At 58.1% G+C, this 15739-nt stretch carries 14 protein-coding genes; 1 reads left to right on the top strand and 13 read right to left on the bottom strand.

The features are described 5' to 3' along the window. Positions 1 to 68: 68 nt before the first annotated feature. Together J2Y83_RS08435 and J2Y83_RS08430 are read right to left on the bottom strand one after the other, a co-directional pair. Positions 69 to 521: a PaaI family thioesterase gene (locus J2Y83_RS08435; protein WP_247396466.1), complete on the bottom strand. Its 453-nt coding sequence runs from the start codon at positions 519 to 521 to the stop codon at positions 69 to 71. Further along, the gene (locus J2Y83_RS08430) at positions 518 to 994 is read right to left on the bottom strand and encodes a PaaI family thioesterase (RefSeq protein ID WP_253394435.1); all 477 of its coding nucleotides are present in this window, start codon (positions 992 to 994) and stop codon (positions 518 to 520) included. The genes J2Y83_RS08435 and J2Y83_RS08430 overlap by 4 nt, the downstream gene beginning before the upstream one ends. A gap of 157 nt (positions 995 to 1151) precedes the next feature. On the opposite strand from J2Y83_RS08430, the gene J2Y83_RS08425 reads away from it, so the two are divergent. Beyond that, complete coding sequence (locus J2Y83_RS08425) at positions 1152 to 1403, top strand: hypothetical protein (RefSeq protein WP_253394432.1); 252 nt, start codon at positions 1152 to 1154, stop codon at positions 1401 to 1403. Between the two features lie 121 nt (positions 1404 to 1524). On the opposite strand, the gene J2Y83_RS08420 is transcribed toward J2Y83_RS08425, so the two are convergent. The 11 genes from J2Y83_RS08420 to sdhC all read right to left on the bottom strand — a co-directional run bounded on the left by J2Y83_RS08420 (position 1525) and on the right by sdhC (position 15488). Further along, positions 1525 to 2265: a DUF599 domain-containing protein gene (locus J2Y83_RS08420; protein ID WP_253394430.1), complete on the bottom strand. Its 741-nt coding sequence runs from the start codon at positions 2263 to 2265 to the stop codon at positions 1525 to 1527. Between the two features lie 158 nt (positions 2266 to 2423). Further along, a complete protein-coding gene (brnQ, locus tag J2Y83_RS08415) occupies positions 2424 to 3737 on the bottom strand; it encodes a branched-chain amino acid transport system II carrier protein (RefSeq protein WP_253394428.1) in 1314 nt (437 codons plus the stop codon). Positions 3738 to 4106: 369 nt separating this feature from the next. Beyond that, a complete protein-coding gene (sucD, locus tag J2Y83_RS08410) occupies positions 4107 to 4988 on the bottom strand; it encodes a succinate--CoA ligase subunit alpha (protein WP_003172813.1) in 882 nt (293 codons plus the stop codon). Further along, complete coding sequence (gene sucC / locus J2Y83_RS08405; RefSeq protein ID WP_053255233.1) at positions 4988 to 6154, bottom strand: ADP-forming succinate--CoA ligase subunit beta; 1167 nt, start codon at positions 6152 to 6154, stop codon at positions 4988 to 4990. Before sucC ends, sucD begins: the two co-directional genes overlap by 1 nt. A 203-nt stretch (positions 6155 to 6357) precedes the next feature. Beyond that, complete coding sequence (gene lpdA / locus J2Y83_RS08400) at positions 6358 to 7794, bottom strand: dihydrolipoyl dehydrogenase (protein ID WP_253394425.1); 1437 nt, start codon at positions 7792 to 7794, stop codon at positions 6358 to 6360. 101 nt (positions 7795 to 7895) lie between these two features. Next, positions 7896 to 9122: a 2-oxoglutarate dehydrogenase complex dihydrolipoyllysine-residue succinyltransferase gene (odhB, locus tag J2Y83_RS08395; RefSeq protein ID WP_253394423.1), complete on the bottom strand. Its 1227-nt coding sequence runs from the start codon at positions 9120 to 9122 to the stop codon at positions 7896 to 7898. A gap of 44 nt (positions 9123 to 9166) precedes the next feature. Next, positions 9167 to 11998, bottom strand: a complete 2832-nt coding sequence (locus J2Y83_RS08390) for a 2-oxoglutarate dehydrogenase E1 component (protein ID WP_253394421.1) — start codon at positions 11996 to 11998, stop codon at positions 9167 to 9169. Between the two features lie 261 nt (positions 11999 to 12259). After that, complete coding sequence (locus J2Y83_RS08385; protein ID WP_247396444.1) at positions 12260 to 12964, bottom strand: succinate dehydrogenase iron-sulfur subunit; 705 nt, start codon at positions 12962 to 12964, stop codon at positions 12260 to 12262. A gap of 11 nt (positions 12965 to 12975) precedes the next feature. Next, the gene (sdhA, locus tag J2Y83_RS08380) at positions 12976 to 14748 is read right to left on the bottom strand and encodes a succinate dehydrogenase flavoprotein subunit (RefSeq protein WP_247396442.1); all 1773 of its coding nucleotides are present in this window, start codon (positions 14746 to 14748) and stop codon (positions 12976 to 12978) included. Between the two features lie 3 nt (positions 14749 to 14751). Beyond that, positions 14752 to 15120 (bottom strand): succinate dehydrogenase, hydrophobic membrane anchor protein, encoded by a 369-nt coding sequence (sdhD, locus tag J2Y83_RS08375; RefSeq protein ID WP_247396440.1) that lies wholly within the window; start codon positions 15118 to 15120, stop codon positions 14752 to 14754. Continuing rightward, positions 15114 to 15488: a succinate dehydrogenase, cytochrome b556 subunit gene (gene sdhC / locus J2Y83_RS08370; protein WP_253394419.1), complete on the bottom strand. Its 375-nt coding sequence runs from the start codon at positions 15486 to 15488 to the stop codon at positions 15114 to 15116. Before sdhC ends, sdhD begins: the two co-directional genes overlap by 7 nt. Between the last annotated feature and the right edge of the window lie 251 nt (positions 15489 to 15739).

Below are 15739 nucleotides of genomic sequence, written 5' to 3'. Positions count from 1 at the left end.
TGGCAGTGGCCGCGCCCTAGAGGGTTGGCGGCGGGTTGTCATCAAAGTTGGGGGCTAAGAGCAGAATTTCAAGGGCGGGGCACTTCCTCGATCTTGAAATGCGCGCGAGCGGTGGCAATGGGTTCGGCCGCAGTGCTCTGCCAGGCGGTGATCGCCACATTTGCCACCCGTCGACCTTGGCGCCAGACCTGGCATTTGGCGTATGTGTCGCGAAACTGGCCGGCACGCAGGTAATCCAGAGAAAAGTCGATGATTTTCGGCAGACCCGGAGCGCCGGTGAACACCAGCAGGTGCAACGCAGCGCAGAGCTCCATAAAGCCTGCAATCACGCCGCCGTGCAGCGCCGGCAATATCGGGTTACCAATGTTGTCCTTGTTCGCCGGCAGGCGGAACAGCAGCTCATCGCCTATCCGCGTGCATTCGATGCCGATCAGCTTGGCATAGGGGATCAGGTCGAGCAGCGCCTCATAGTTGCCGCACTGATGGGCCTGCTCCAGACGCGTCTTGAATGAATGAGTCATGCCTGCACTCCCTTGATCGTGTTGCCCAACCCTTGTGCGCCCTTGAGGCGCTTGCCCATGCGCATGAACGTGCCCACCGCGTGAGCGACGGGTTGTTGCGGGTCGTCCTGGTAAGCGAAACCACGGGTAAAAATCACGTCGGTGGTCACGCGGTAACACTGGGCGAAGCCATACACCGGTTTGTGCGGTTCGGCGGGATGCATGTAGTCGATGCGCAGGTCCAGGGTCGGGCACACCTCGAACTCCGGCAACACACAGAGGGTGGCCATGCCGCAGGCGGTGTCCATCAATGAAGTCAACGCGCCACCATGGATGACGCCCGTCTGGGGGTCGCCAACGATCGTCGGGCCGTAGGGCAGGACCAGGGTGATCCCCTCCTCGCTGGCATGATGAACGGTAATGCCCAGCACCTGGCAATGGCGCAGAGCCGAAATAAAGCGTTTGGCACGCTCCAACAAGGAGTTTTCGGTCATTCGGTTCAGGCTCTTATGAGTGTGGGTCCGGCGGAGTATGGACCGTCGGGGAAAGTTCCTTGGAAAAATGCTTTATATATCTGTGGGATAAAAGGAACTAATGCTGGCCCCATATGCTCGAAAGGCCAGTAGATATCTTCACTAAGGAGAAACACCCATGCGCAAGACTTTAGCTATTTCCATGATGTTGGCCGCCGCCCTCGGTCTGGCTGCCTGCGATAAAAAATCCGAAGACAAAGCCCAAGATGCCGCCGCGCATTCCGAGCAAGCTCAGAAAGATATGGCGAACGCACAAGATAAAGTGAACGACGCTGCGAAAGAAAACGCCGATGCTGCCAAAGCTCAGGCCGAATCGAACAAAGCTGCAACACAAGAAGCAGCCCCTGCTACCCCAGCAACCGGTTCTTGATACCGGGGCTTGAAATAGCTTGGCTGCAAAAAGAAAGCCCGCTTAGATAGCGGGCTTTACTTTGCCTGATGTATTTAGCACTTGGGCGAGGCGCGATAAGTCGGACAAAACCCGCAGTGTTCTATACCAGCGGTTCTTTCGCCACGTCCGGCAGCGGCGCGTCGGTCTGCGTATACACCATCACTTGCAGTACGTCGGAATGAAACTCCCGGCGATACAGCACCAATACCACCCCGGCACTCATCAACATGAACAGCCAGGGGCTGACAAACCACGCCAGCATGGTCATGCCGAAGTAGTAAGCGCGCAGGCCAAAGTTGAACTGGTTGGCCGCCATCGAAATGACCCGCGCCGCCCGCAGGGCAAACGCCTTGCGCTCCTGCTCCGACACGTGCCGCTCACCGATCATCGGCGCCGACCCCACCAGCACGGCCGCGAAGTTGTACTGGCGCATGCACCAGCTGAACGTGAAGAACGCGTAGACGAACGCCAGCGCCAGGCACAGCAACTTGATCTCCGACATGCCCTGGGACGCCTGCTGCACCATGGGGATGTCCGCCAACAACGACACGGCTCGCTCGGACGCCCCCAGCACCGTGAGAATGCCGGCAAGGATGATCAAGGTGCTCGAAGCGAAGAACGAGGCGTTACGCTCCAGGTTGCCGATCACGCTGGCGTCGGCGATGCGGTTGTCGCGTAGCAGCATGCGACGCATCCAGTCTTCGCGATACAGGTGCAACACACTGGCCAGGCAGGCAGTGTCGCGGGCTTTCCAGGTCGCGTAACGGGTGTAGCCGCCCCAACAGATAACAAACCAAAGTGCGGCAAGCAGGTGGATCAGATTGGCTTCGATAAACGGCATGCGGGTCCTTATACACAGCAGAGGGAAACTGTGGGAGCTGGCTGGAGCTTTTCGTTACCCCTTCGACGTTAGCCCACTGGAAAAGACACTGCCCGTCACGCAGAAAAAAGCCCCATATCGATTGATACGGGGCATTTCGGTACAGCCTGAAGCGTGCGTTACGCGATGGCTTCGCTGCGCTTGCCGAGCATACGGTCCACCACCACAGCAACCACCAGGATCATCACCGATGGCACCAGCCACGCCAGGCCCTGCTCACTCAACGGCAGGTTGGCCAATTGCGACGGCATCCAGCCCGCCAGGCCGGCGCCCTTGAGCGCATCGATGCAGCCAAAGATGAACGACACCAGCATCACCGGGCCAACGATGCGGCTCTGCTCCTGCCAAAAGTCTTTGCAGAAGCTCAAAGCCACCAGCACGATGCACGGCGGGTAGATCGCGGTGAGCACCGGGATCGAGAACGCGATCAGTTTGGTCAGGCCCAGGTTGGACACGAACAGCGAGAACAGCGCCAGGATCACCACCAGGGTCTTGTAGGACAGCGGCAGGATTCGGCTGAAGTACTCGGCACAGGCACAGGTCAGGCCGACGGCGGTGACCAGGCAGGCCAGGGAGATCAGCACAGCCAGGAAGCCGCTGCCCAGGGAGCCAAAGGTGTGTTGCACGTAGGCATGCAGAACAGCGGCGCCATTGGCGGCACCGGCAGCGACTTCATGGCTGCCCGCTCCAAGGCGGAACAGGCTGATGTACACCAGCGCCAAGCCGACGCCGGCGATCAACCCGGCAATGATCGCGTAACGGGTGATCAGCTTGGGCGATTCGACCCCACGGGAACGGATCGCGTTGACGATCACGATGCCGAACACCAGCGCGCCCAGGGTATCCATGGTCAGGTAACCATTGATAAAGCCTTGGGAGAACGGCGCAGACACATATTCCGGGGTCGCGACCCCCACTTCACCGGCCGGCAAGGCAAACGCGGCGATACCGAGGATGGACAGCGCGATAATTTTCAGCGGTGCCAGGAAACGGCCCACGGTGTCCAGCAAGCGGCCGGGGTACAGGGAGACGAAAAACACCACCAGAAAGTACACAGAGCTGTAGAGGAACAGGGCCAGCGGGCTTTCGCCGGTCAACGGCGCCAGGCCCACTTCAAAGGACACGGTCGCGGTACGCGGGGTGGCGAACAGCGGCCCTACCGCCAGATACGCCGCCGCCGCCAGCACGCCACCGGCGATCTTGCCGATCGGACTGCTCAACGCGTCCATACCGCCGCCGACCTTGGCCAGGGCGATTACCGTGACCACCGGTAGCCCGACTGCAGTGATCAGGAAACCCAACGCCGCCATCCAGACATGGGGCCCGGACTGCAAACCAACGATAGGCGGGAAGATGATGTTGCCGGCGCCCACGAACAGGGCAAAGGTCATAAAGCCCAACGCCAGGATGTCCTGGCTTTTCAACACTTTCATTTGAGGAAATACCACACTACTGAATCGGAATTTAGAGAGGGCTTCCCTATGGATGAGGGAAATGCTGTCGGCCCTTATGGGCACCAACCGGTCTAGCGCGGCTTCCTTTTGGGATGCGGACGCTTTAAAGAGGCGGCAAGGGTACAGAATTTGGCCGATAAACGCACTGTTGCAGGGCGGACTGTCCGATAAGCGACATTGGAATGTCGTGTTTTCATACTTAATGTGGCGATACAGACAAAAAATGTGGGAGGGAGCTTGCTCCCTCCCACATGGGACCAAGTACATTTCAATAAATGGGCCGCCCAGAATGCACAAAGGCCACCCGAAGGTGGCCTTTGCTGGTGAAGCGTCAGTTAAGCGCGAGGCTTACTTGACTGCCCAACCGGTCAGCTCGGCCAAGGCCTTGCCGATGTCTGCCAGCGAACGCACGGTTTTTACGCCTGCGTCTTGCAGTGCAGCGAATTTCTCGTCTGCAGTGCCTTTGCCGCCAGAGATGATTGCGCCAGCATGGCCCATGCGCTTGCCAGCAGGGGCAGTCACACCAGCGATGTAGGAAACAACCGGCTTGGTCACGTGTGCCTTGATGTAGGCAGCCGCTTCTTCTTCAGCCGAACCGCCGATCTCACCGATCATTACGATCGCTTCGGTCTTCGGGTCTTCCTGGAACAGCTTCAGGATGTCGATGAAGTTCGAGCCTGGGATCGGGTCACCGCCGATGCCGACGCAAGTCGACTGACCGAAACCGGCGTCAGTAGTCTGCTTCACAGCTTCGTAGGTCAGGGTGCCGGAACGGGAAACGATACCGACTTTACCTGGCAAGTGAATGTGACCGGGCATGATGCCGATCTTGCATTCGCCTGGAGTGATCACGCCTGGGCAGTTAGGGCCGATCAGGACCACGCCCAGCTCGTCGCACTTGACCTTGGCGTCCAGCATATCCAGGGTAGGAATGCCTTCGGTGATGCACACGATCAGCTTGATGCCGCCGAATGCCGCTTCCAGGATCGAGTCCTTGCAGAAAGGAGCTGGAACATAGATCACGCTGGCGGTGGCGCCAGTGGCTGCTACAGCGTCTTTCACGGTGTTGAACACGGGCAGGCCCAGGTGCTCGGTGCCGCCTTTGCCCGGAGTTACACCACCCACCATCTTGGTGCCGTATTCGATGGCTTGCTGGGTGTGGAAACTACCTTGCGAACCGGTAATACCCTGGCAGATAACTTTGGTGTCTTTATTGATCAGGACGCTCATTATTTGCCCTCCGCAGCTTTGACAACTTGTTGAGCAGCGTCGGTCAGGCTGGTAGCCGCGATGATGTTCAAACCGCTTTCTGCCAGTACTTTAGCGCCCAGTTCAGCGTTGTTACCTTCAAGGCGAACAACCACCGGGATTTTCACGCCGACTTCTTTCACTGCACCAATGATGCCTTCGGCAATCATGTCGCAACGAACGATGCCGCCGAAGATGTTGACCAGTACTGCAGCGACGTTGGCGTCGGACAGGATGATCTTGAAGGCTTCGGTTACGCGTTCTTTGGTAGCACCACCGCCCACGTCGAGGAAGTTGGCTGGTTTGCCGCCATGCAGGTTGACGATGTCCATGGTACCCATGGCCAGGCCAGCACCGTTGACCATGCAGCCGATGTTGCCTTCCAGCGCTACGTAGTTCAGTTCGAACTTGGCAGCGTGCGCTTCGCGCGGATCGTCTTGCGACGGATCGTGGAAAGTCTTCAGCTTAGGCTGACGGTACATGGCGTTGGCGTCGATGTTGATCTTGGCGTCGAGGCAATGCAGATCGCCGTCAGCCTTGATCACCAGCGGGTTCACTTCCAGCAGGGCCAGATCGTGATCCTGGAACAGTTTGGCCAGACCTACGAAGATCTTGGCGAACTGGGCAACTTGCTTGCCTTCCAGACCCAACTGGAAAGCCAGCTCGCGACCCTGGAATGGCTGAGCGCCAACCAGTGGGTCGATAGTGGCTTTGAGAATTTTTTCTGGAGTGTCGTGAGCGATCTTCTCGATGTCCACGCCACCTTCGGTGGAAGCCATGAACACGATACGACGGCTCGAACGGTCAACGACAGCGCCCAGGTACAGCTCTTTAGCGATATCAGTGCACGATTCAACCAGGATCTTGGTGACTGGCTGGCCATTGGCATCAGTCTGGTAAGTCACCAGACGCTTGCCCAACCACTGTTGTGCGAAGGCCTTGGCGTCTTCTTTGCTGCGAACCAGCTTAACGCCGCCCGCTTTACCGCGACCACCTGCGTGAACCTGGGCTTTTACAACCCATTCGGTCCCGCCGATTTTATCGCAAGCTTCTGCTGCTGCTTCCGGGGTGTCTACTGCGTAGCCCTGGGATACTGGCAGGCCGTATTCAGCGAACAGCTGCTTACCCTGATACTCGTGAAGATTCATGCTTTTTACCGTCTTCGTTAGGTACTGCGCATTCGGCGCTGCGCTCATTATGAGTGCCGCGCCACCTGTGACTGCTGCTTACGCAACTTGCCGGACTTAAGCCCGGTCAAGCTGCGCAAGACTGCGTCCAGCGGACATTCCGCGGTGAGTCTTGCGCGCAAGGCTCACGACGGGCAGCCGCCGTGGTTTCTTATTATCTCGTTTTAGCGCTTCTTCTTGTTCGCGATGTGAATGGCATGACCATTCACTGCCAGCGCGGCTTCGTGCAATGCTTCGGACAGAGTCGGATGGGAGAAAACCATCATGCCAATGTCCTCGGCACTGGTGCCGAATTCCATACCGATTGCGCCCTGCTGGACCAGTTCTGCTGCGCCTGGGCCAATCACATGGACGCCCAATACGCGGTCAGTCTTGGCATCAGCGATGACTTTGACAAAACCACCGGTGTCGTTGGCTGCCATGGCACGGCCAGAAGCAGCAAACGGGAAGGTGCCGACGTTAACTTCAACGCCTTCAGCTTTCAACTGCTGTTCGTTCTTGCCGACCCATGCAATTTCCGGGTGGGTGTAGATAACCGATGGGATCAGGTCGTAGTTCATCTGGGTTTTGTGGCCCTTGATGCGCTCGACAACCATGATGCCTTCTTCGGAAGCCTTATGCGCCAGCATCATGCCGCGAACCACGTCGCCAATGGCGTAGACGCCTGGAACGGTGGTAGCGCAGTGATCGTCAACGTGGATGAAACCACGCTCGTCGATGTTCACGCCGCTGTCGGAAGCCAGCAGGTCGGTGGTCACTGGACGGCGACCAACGGCTACGATCAGCTTGTCGAAAGTAATGGTCTGCTCGCCATCCTTGTCGGTGTAGGTCACGACAACTTCTTCGCCGTTAACCTTCGAGCCGGTCACACGAGCGCCCAGCTTGATGTCCAGACCTTGTTTGGTCAGGGTTTTCAGCGCTTCTTTGGACACTGCGGTGTCAGCAGCCAGCAGGAACGTATCCAGGGCTTCGAGAACAGTGACTTGGGAACCCAGACGGGACCAGACCGAACCCAGTTCCAGGCCGATCACGCCAGCGCCGATCACGCCCAGACGCTTAGGAACTGCCTGGAATTCCAGGGCGCCGGTCGAATCAACGATCACGTTCTGGTCAACAGGTGCTGGTGGAATGTCGATTGGACGCGAACCTGGGGCCAGGATCACGTTTTCGGCTTCGATGATTTCTACCGAACCGTCCGGCTTGGTGATTTCAACTTTCTTGCCGGCCAGCAGTTTGCCGTGACCTTGCAGGGAAGTTACGCCGTTGGCCTTGAACAGGGTCGCAACGCCGGAGGTGAGGCCTTTAACGATGTTGGCTTTACGGCCGACCATCGCGGGTACGTCCATGGTCACGCCAGCGTGGTTGATGCCGTGGATGGCAAAACCGCTTTGCGCTTCGTGGAATTTCCAGGAGCTGTCCAGCAGCGCCTTGGAAGGAATGCAACCAACGTTCAGGCAAGTACCGCCCAGTGCCAGTTTGCCTTCCTTGTCGGTGTATTTTTCGATGCAAGCAGTCGAGAGGCCCAGTTGTGCGGCCTTGATGGCGGCAACATAGCCGCCAGGACCTGCACCAATCACTACAACGTCAAATTTCTGCGACATGAAAATAGTTCCTCTATTTAGCAGCAAGCTTTCAAGCCGCAAGCCCCAAGCCCGACTGCCGTTTCCGGCAGCCTGTCACTTGAGGCCGGCAGCTGCTTCTATCAGATATCCAGCAGCAGACGAGCTGGGTCTTCCAGCAGGTTCTTGATGGTCACCAGGAAAGTCACGGCTTCTTTACCATCGATCAGGCGGTGATCGTAAGACAGCGCCAGGTACATCATTGGGCGGATCACGACTTGGCCGTTGATAGCCATCGGACGCTGGATGATGTTGTGCATGCCCAGGATCGCGGCTTGCGGTGGGTTGACGATCGGGGTCGACATCATCGAACCGAAGGTACCACCGTTGGTGATGGTGAAGGTACCGCCGGTCATCTCGTCGATGGTCAGCTTGCCATCACGGGCTTTCTTGCCGAAGCCGGCGATGCCGCCTTCGATTTCAGCCAGGCTCATCAGCTCGGCGTTACGCAGAACCGGAACCACCAGGCCACGGTCGCTGGACACGGCAACGCCGACGTCTGCGTAGCCATGGTAAACGATGTCGCTACCGTCGATGGAAGCGTTGACTGCCGGGTAGCGTTTCAGCGCTTCGGTGGCCGCTTTCACGAAGAACGACATGAAGCCCAGGCGCACGCCGTTGTGGCTCTTCTCGAACAGATCCTTGTACTTCGAACGCAGGGCCATGACTTCGGTCATGTCGACTTCGTTGAAGGTGGTCAGCATCGCCATGTTCGACTGGGCTTCAACCAGACGCTTGGCCACGGTGGCACGCACGCGGGTCATCGGAACGCGCTTCTCGGTGCGGTCGCCAGCGGCGAACACAGGAGCAGCGGCAGCAGGCGCTGCAGCCTTGACAGGTGCAGCTGCTGGAGCGTTTTTCTTGGCTTCAACTGCAGCAACCACGTCTTCCTTGGTCACACGGCCATCTTTGCCGGTGCCTTTGATGGAAGCCAGGTTGATGCCGTTTTCTTCGGCCAGTTGACGAGCAGCCGGTGCGGCGATTGGATCTTCGCCACCAGCAGCCGGAGCAGCAGCAGCAGCTGGAGCAGAAGCAGCAGCCGGTGCGGCGGCCGGAGCAGCAGCAGCAGCGCTGCCCGCTTCGATCGAGCCCAGTACCTGGTTGGACAGGACGGTATCGCCTTCATTGGCAATGATCGCGCCCAGCACGCCGTCAGCTTCGGCCAACACTTCCAGAACGACTTTGTCGGTCTCGATGTCGACGATCAGTTCGTCACGTTTTACAGCCTCGCCTGGTTTCTTGTGCCAAGTGGCAATGGTGCCATCGGCAACCGATTCCGGGAATGTCGGGGCTTTGATTTCAATAGCCATTATCTGTGGGTCCTTAAAATTCGGTTTCAGTCAGCGCGAAGGCGTTAGACAGTGAAAGCATCTTGCAGGAGTTTTTCCTGCTGCTCAGCGTGCATCGATGCATAACCACATGCAGGCGCGGCAGAAGCATCGCGACCGGCGTACTCCAGGCCCAAGCCCTTGATGTGGTTACCAATGCTGCGACGCAGATGATGCTGGCTGCTGTACCACGCGCCCTGGTTCATCGGTTCTTCCTGACACCACACTACATGAGTGAGGTTGGTGTAAGGCGCGATGATCTCCATGAGGTCATCTTCCGGGAACGGGTAAAGCTGCTCGATACGCACGATGGCGATATCTTCGCGGCCTTCGGCACGGCGTTTTTCCAGCAGATCGTAATAGACCTTGCCGCTGCACAGGACCAGGCGAGTGACCTTGGCCGCATCCAGTGCATCGATTTCTGGAATCACGGTCTGGAACGAGCCTTCCGCCAGATCTTCCAGGGTCGAGATGGCCAATTTATGACGCAGCAGCGATTTCGGTGTCAGCACTACCAGCGGCTTGCGCAGCGGGCGAATGACCTGACGACGCAGCAAGTGGTAGATCTGGGCCGGGGTAGTCGGCACGCACACCTGGATGTTGTGCTCGGCGCACAGTTGCAGGTAACGCTCCAGACGGGCCGAGGAGTGCTCCGGACCCTGACCTTCATAACCGTGTGGCAGCAGCATGGTCAGACCGCACAGACGGCCCCACTTGTGCTCGCCGCTGGTGATGAACTGGTCGATAACCACCTGGGCACCGTTGGCGAAGTCGCCGAACTGGGCTTCCCAGATCACCAGCGCGTTAGGCGTGGTGGTCGAGTAACCGTATTCGAACGCCAGCACGGCTTCTTCGGACAGGAACGAATCGTACAGGTCGAAACGTGGCTGGCCTTCGTACAGGTGTTGCAACGGGATGTAGGTGCCCGCGTCTTTCTGGTTGTGCAGAACCGCGTGACGGTGCGAGAACGTACCACGGCCGATGTCCTGGCCGGTCATGCGGATCGGGTGACCTTCGAACGCCAGGGTCGCGTACGCCATGGTTTCAGCGTAACCCCAGTTGATCGGCAGGCCGCCGGCTTGCATTTTCTGACGGTCTTCGTAGATCTTCGCAACCTGGCGCTGTACGACGAAGCCATCCGGAATTTCCAGCAGCTTGGCAGACAGTTCCTGCAGAGTCTTCAGATCGAACGACGTATCGTGACGCGCAGTCCAGGCGTGGCCCAGGTACGGACGCCAGTCGACGAACAGCTCTTTGTTCGGCTCTTTGACCAGGCTTTTTACAACATGCAGACCGTTGTCCAACGCGTTGCGGTATTCGTCGACTTTCGCCTGAACACGCACTTCGTCAACCACACCGGCCTTGGTCAGGCTTTCGGCGTACAGCTCACGGGTAGTGCGCTGCTTGGTGATCTGCTGGTACATCAACGGCTGGGTGCCGCTTGGTTCGTCCGCTTCGTTGTGACCGCGACGGCGGTAGCAAACCAGGTCGATCACCACGTCACGCTTGAACTGCATGCGGTAGTCGACAGCCAGTTGGGTCACGAACAGCACGGCTTCCGGATCATCACCATTCACATGGAGGATCGGTGCCTGGATCATCTTGGCAACGTCGGTGGCGTACTCGGTGGAACGCGCGTCCAACGGGTTGCTGATGGTGAAGCCCACCTGGTTGTTGATGACGATGTGAACGGTACCGCCAGTCTTGAAGCCGCGGGTCTGCGACATCTGGAAGGTTTCCAGAACCACGCCTTGACCGGCAAATGCCGCGTCGCCGTGGATGGAAATCGGCAGAACCTTCTCACCGGTGGTGTCGTTACGACGGTCCTGGCGAGCCCGCACCGAACCCTCGACCACTGGAGAAACAATTTCCAGGTGGGATGGGTTGAAGGCCATGGCCAGGTGAACTTCACCGCCGGTGGTCATCACGTTGGACGAGAAGCCCTGGTGGTATTTAACGTCACCGGAACCCAGCTCGACCTTTTTCTTGCCTTCGAACTCGTCGAACAAGTCGCGCGGGTTCTTGCCGAAGGTGTTGACCAGCACGTTGAGACGGCCACGGTGGGCCATGCCGATCACGATTTCCTTGGTGCCGTAGGAGCCGGAACGCTGGATCAGCTCATCGAGCATCGGAATCAGGCTCTCGCCGCCTTCCAGGCCGAAACGCTTGGTACCCGGGTATTTGGTGCCCAGGTATTTTTCCAGGCCTTCGGCTGCGGTCACGCGCTCCAGCAGGTGGCTGCGCACATCGGCGGACAGCACCGGACGGCCACGCACGCCTTCCAGGCGATGCTGGAACCAGTGACGCTGTTCGGAGTCGGTGATGTGCGTGAACTCAGCGCCAATGGTGCGGCAATATGTCTGCTGCAACGCTTCGTGAATTTCACGTAGGCTCGCTTCCTCTTTGCCGATGAACAGGTCGCCGGCACGGAAGATCGTATCAAGATCGGCATTGGTCAAGCCGTAATGATTGATCGACAGGTCTGCAGGTGCAGGACGCTTCCAGAGGCCCAGCGGATCGAGCTGGGCCGCCTGATGGCCGCGCATACGGTAGGCCTGGATCAGTCGCAGTACTTCAACTTGCTTCTTCTCGTGCTCACTGCTCACGCTCCCGGCTGAAACCGGTTGGGCGCGGCGCTGGTTCTTTGCCAGCAGCACGAACTGATCGCGAATTGTTGCGTGCGATACATCGGTGGCAGCGTTGCCGTCTGAAGACAACGTCTGAAATTTGGTGCGCCATTCTTCTGGCACAGCGTTAGGGTCGTGCAGGTAGAGCTCATAAAGCTCTTCCACATAGGCAGCGTTACCACCTGAAAGATAGCCGCTGTTCCACATGCGCTGCATCACGCTTTCTTGCATGCTTGGTCACCCTCGATTTGGGGACACCACCGGCGGCGACACCGAGTTTGCTTGCAAAAGGCCCAGTGCAGCGACCAAAACAAGCCACTTAGGATCACGCTGATAGTTCGGGTACCAACCCGAATGCCCCTGCTTGTCTCATTTCTTCAAAATAAGAGCCGCGGCTTTGTAAGTCGCTGCTCAAGTTAAGACTACGGCGCCGGTTGAAGCCTGCGCCGTAGCATTTACGGGCACAACGGTCCTGCTTTGCTACAACGTCTATTACACGCCGCTTTGCAGCAGCATGTTACGGATGTGACCAATGGCCTTAGTCGGGTTCAGGCCTTTGGGACATACGTTGACGCAGTTCATGATCCCGCGGCAGCGGAATACGCTGAACGGGTCATCCAGTGAAGCCAGGCGCTCGGACGTATGGGTGTCACGGCTGTCTGCCAGGAAGCGATACGCTTGCAGCAGAGCGGCTGGGCCCAGGAACTTGTCCGGGTTCCACCAGAAGGACGGGCAGGAAGTCGAGCAGCAAGCGCACAGGATGCACTCGTACAGACCGTCGAGCTTTTCGCGTTCTTCCGGGGACTGCAGACGCTCGATGGCCGGAGCCGGCGTGTCGTTCTGCAGGAATGGCTTAACTTTCTCGTATTGCTTGTAAAAGATGCTCATATCGACGACCAGGTCACGGATAACCGGCAAACCTGGCAGAGGACGAACGATCAGCTTGTTGCCTTTAACCACGGCGGACAGCGGCGTGATGCACGCCAGGCCGTTTTTGCCGTTGATGTTCATGCCGTCGGAACCGCAAACACCTTCACGGCAAGAGCGACGATAGGAGAAACCTTCGTCCTGCTCTTTGATCAGGGCCAGCACATCCAGCACCATCAAGTCTTTACCACCGGTATCGACCTGGAAATCCTGCATGAACGGCGCAGCGTCCCGATCAGGGTTGTAGCGATACACACTGACTTTCAACATGGCAGCCACCCTTAGTAAGTCCGAATTTTCGGTTCAAACATCGGAACCGTCTTCGGCGAGAAGTTAACGGCACGCTTGGTTACGCGCTTGTCACCCGGGAAGTACAGGGTGTGGCACAACCAGTTTTCGTCGTCGCGATCTTCAAAGTCTTCACGAGCGTGAGCACCACGGGATTCTTTACGAACCTCGGCGGCGATCGCAGTCGCTTCAGCCACTTCCAACAGGTTTTGCAGTTCAAGGGCTTCAATACGAGCGGTGTTGAACGCCTGGCTCTTATCGTTGATCTTGACGTTGGCGATGCGCGTGCGCAGGTCGGCCAACTGGGCGATACCCTTCTGCATGTATTCGCCGGTACGGAATACACCGAAGTAGTTCTGCATGCAGCTTTGCAGCTCGCGACGCAGGGTAGCCACGTCTTCGCCATCGGTACGCTCGTTCAGAGCGTTCAGACGGGCCAGGGCAGCTTCGATGTTGGCGTCAGTGGCGTCATCGTATTCGATGCCGTCGGTCAGCGCCTTCTCGAGGTGCAGGCCGGCAGCGCGGCCGAATACCACCAGGTCGAGCAGCGAGTTGCCGCCCAGACGGTTGGCGCCGTGTACCGATACGCAAGCCACTTCGCCTACTGCGAAGAGACCATGAATGATCTCGTCCACACCTTCGGCGTTCTGGGTGATCGCCTGACCATGAATGTTGGTCGGCACGCCGCCCATCATGTAGTGGCAAGTCGGAACAACCGGAACCGGAGCAACCACCGGGTCAACGTGAGCAAAGGTCTTGGACAGCTCGCAGATACCTGGCAAGCGGCTGTGCAGCACTTCCTCGCCGAGGTGATCGAGCTTCAGCATTACGTGGTCGCCATTCGGGCCACAGCCATTGCCGGCGATGATTTCCTTGACCATGGAGCGGGCAACAACGTCACGACCAGCAAGGTCTTTCGCGTTCGGAGCATAACGCTCCATGAAACGCTCACCGTGCTTGTTGATCAGATAGCCACCTTCACCACGGCAACCTTCGGTGACGAGTACACCGGCACCGGCGATACCGGTTGGGTGGAACTGCCACATTTCAATGTCTTGCACCGGCACGCCAGCACGCAGCGCCATGCCAACGCCGTCACCGGTGTTGATCAGGGCGTTGGTGGTCGATGCGTAGATACGACCTGCACCGCCAGTCGCCAGAACAGTAGCCTTGGCGCGGATGTAGGTGGTTTCACCGGTTTCGATGCAGATAGCGATCACGCCGACGAATGCGCCGTCCTGGTTTTTCACCAGGTCAACCGCGTAGTACTCGTTCAGGAACGTGGTGCCAGCTTTCAGGTTGCCCTGATAAAGGGTGTGCAGCAGCGCGTGACCGGTACGGTCGGACGCAGCGCAGGTACGGGCAGCCTGGCCACCTTTACCGTAATCCTTCGACTGACCGCCGAATGGACGCTGGTAGATACGACCTTGCTCGGTACGCGAGAACGGCAGACCCATGTGGTCCAACTCGAACACGGCGGCCGGGCCTTCCTGACACATGTATTCGATAGCGTCCTGGTCACCGATATAGTCGGAACCCTTGACGGTATCGTACATGTGCCAGCGCCAGTCATCGTTCGGGTCGGCGGAGGCGATGGCGCAGGTGATGCCACCCTGAGCCGATACGGTGTGGGAACGCGTCGGGAACACCTTGGTGATCACGGCAGTCTTGTGACCGCCCTGAGCCAGTTGCAGCGCTGCGCGCATGCCGGCGCCGCCGCCACCAATGATGATGGCGTCGAAGGAAATAGTTGGAATGTTAGCCATGGATCAGATACCCCAAAGAATCTGCACACCCCAGACGAAGTAAGCGAACATCATGACGCCGCATACTGCCTGGAAGAGAAACCGTACTGCTGTCGCAGACTTGCCCAGCGCCATTGGCGTCAGGTAGTCGGTCGAGATGGTCCACATGCCGACCCAGGCGTGAGCGCCCAGGGCTACAAGGGCCAGCAGACTGAAGATTCGCATCGCATTGTGGGAAAACAGGCCATGCCATTGTTCATAGCCGATGCCCGGATTTGCGACGAGGTATCCGATCAGGAAAATGAAATAAGCCGCGAGAACGACCGCAGACACACGCTGTGCCATCCAGTCATAGAGGCCCGAACGCGACAGATTCGTTACGCTGGTTACCATATCCAAACTCCTGCCAGAACGATCAGCGCCACGGAAATGGCGATGACGATTTTCGAGCCCAGGCGGCCGCCTTCCAGCGTCTCACCGATGCCCATATCCATGATCAAGTGGCGCACGCCGGCTACCAAGTGATACAGCAGAGCGGACAAGAGACCCCATGCTACGAACTTGGCCAGCGGACTGGTCAAGCATGCCTTCACCTCGGCATAACCTTCCTCGGAACCCAAGGATTTGCTCAATGCGTAAAGCATGAAGCCCAAGCCCAGGAAGAGGATGATGCCGGAAACACGGTGCAGGAACGACGTAACGCCGGTGATGGGGAGTTTGATGGTCCTTAGGTCTAGGTTTACAGGTCGTTGGCTATTCACGGCTTTTTTTCACACTGAAGAGCCCCTAACAATCAGGGCAAAGTTGTTGGGGAGTGTACTGGTCAGGTAACGCCACCCAGGGAGTGCGACCCCCAATGAAAGCAAGCCCAAAAGCCCTTGGCGGTCGGTGGCCGAGTATAGACAGTTAGGCTACTAATGACAACGCGCTGACCTCACGCTAATAGCGCATTGCGCTGGCGGAATAAAAGGCGTAAATGGCGGTAAATTTCGAGGAAAAAGTCCTGTGAAAG

It is taken from the genome of Pseudomonas marginalis, from assembly GCF_024169655.1.
Classification (GTDB): Bacteria; Pseudomonadota; Gammaproteobacteria; order Pseudomonadales; family Pseudomonadaceae; genus Aquipseudomonas; species Aquipseudomonas paraveronii.
This window is presented reverse-complemented; position numbering and strand designations above follow the sequence as displayed.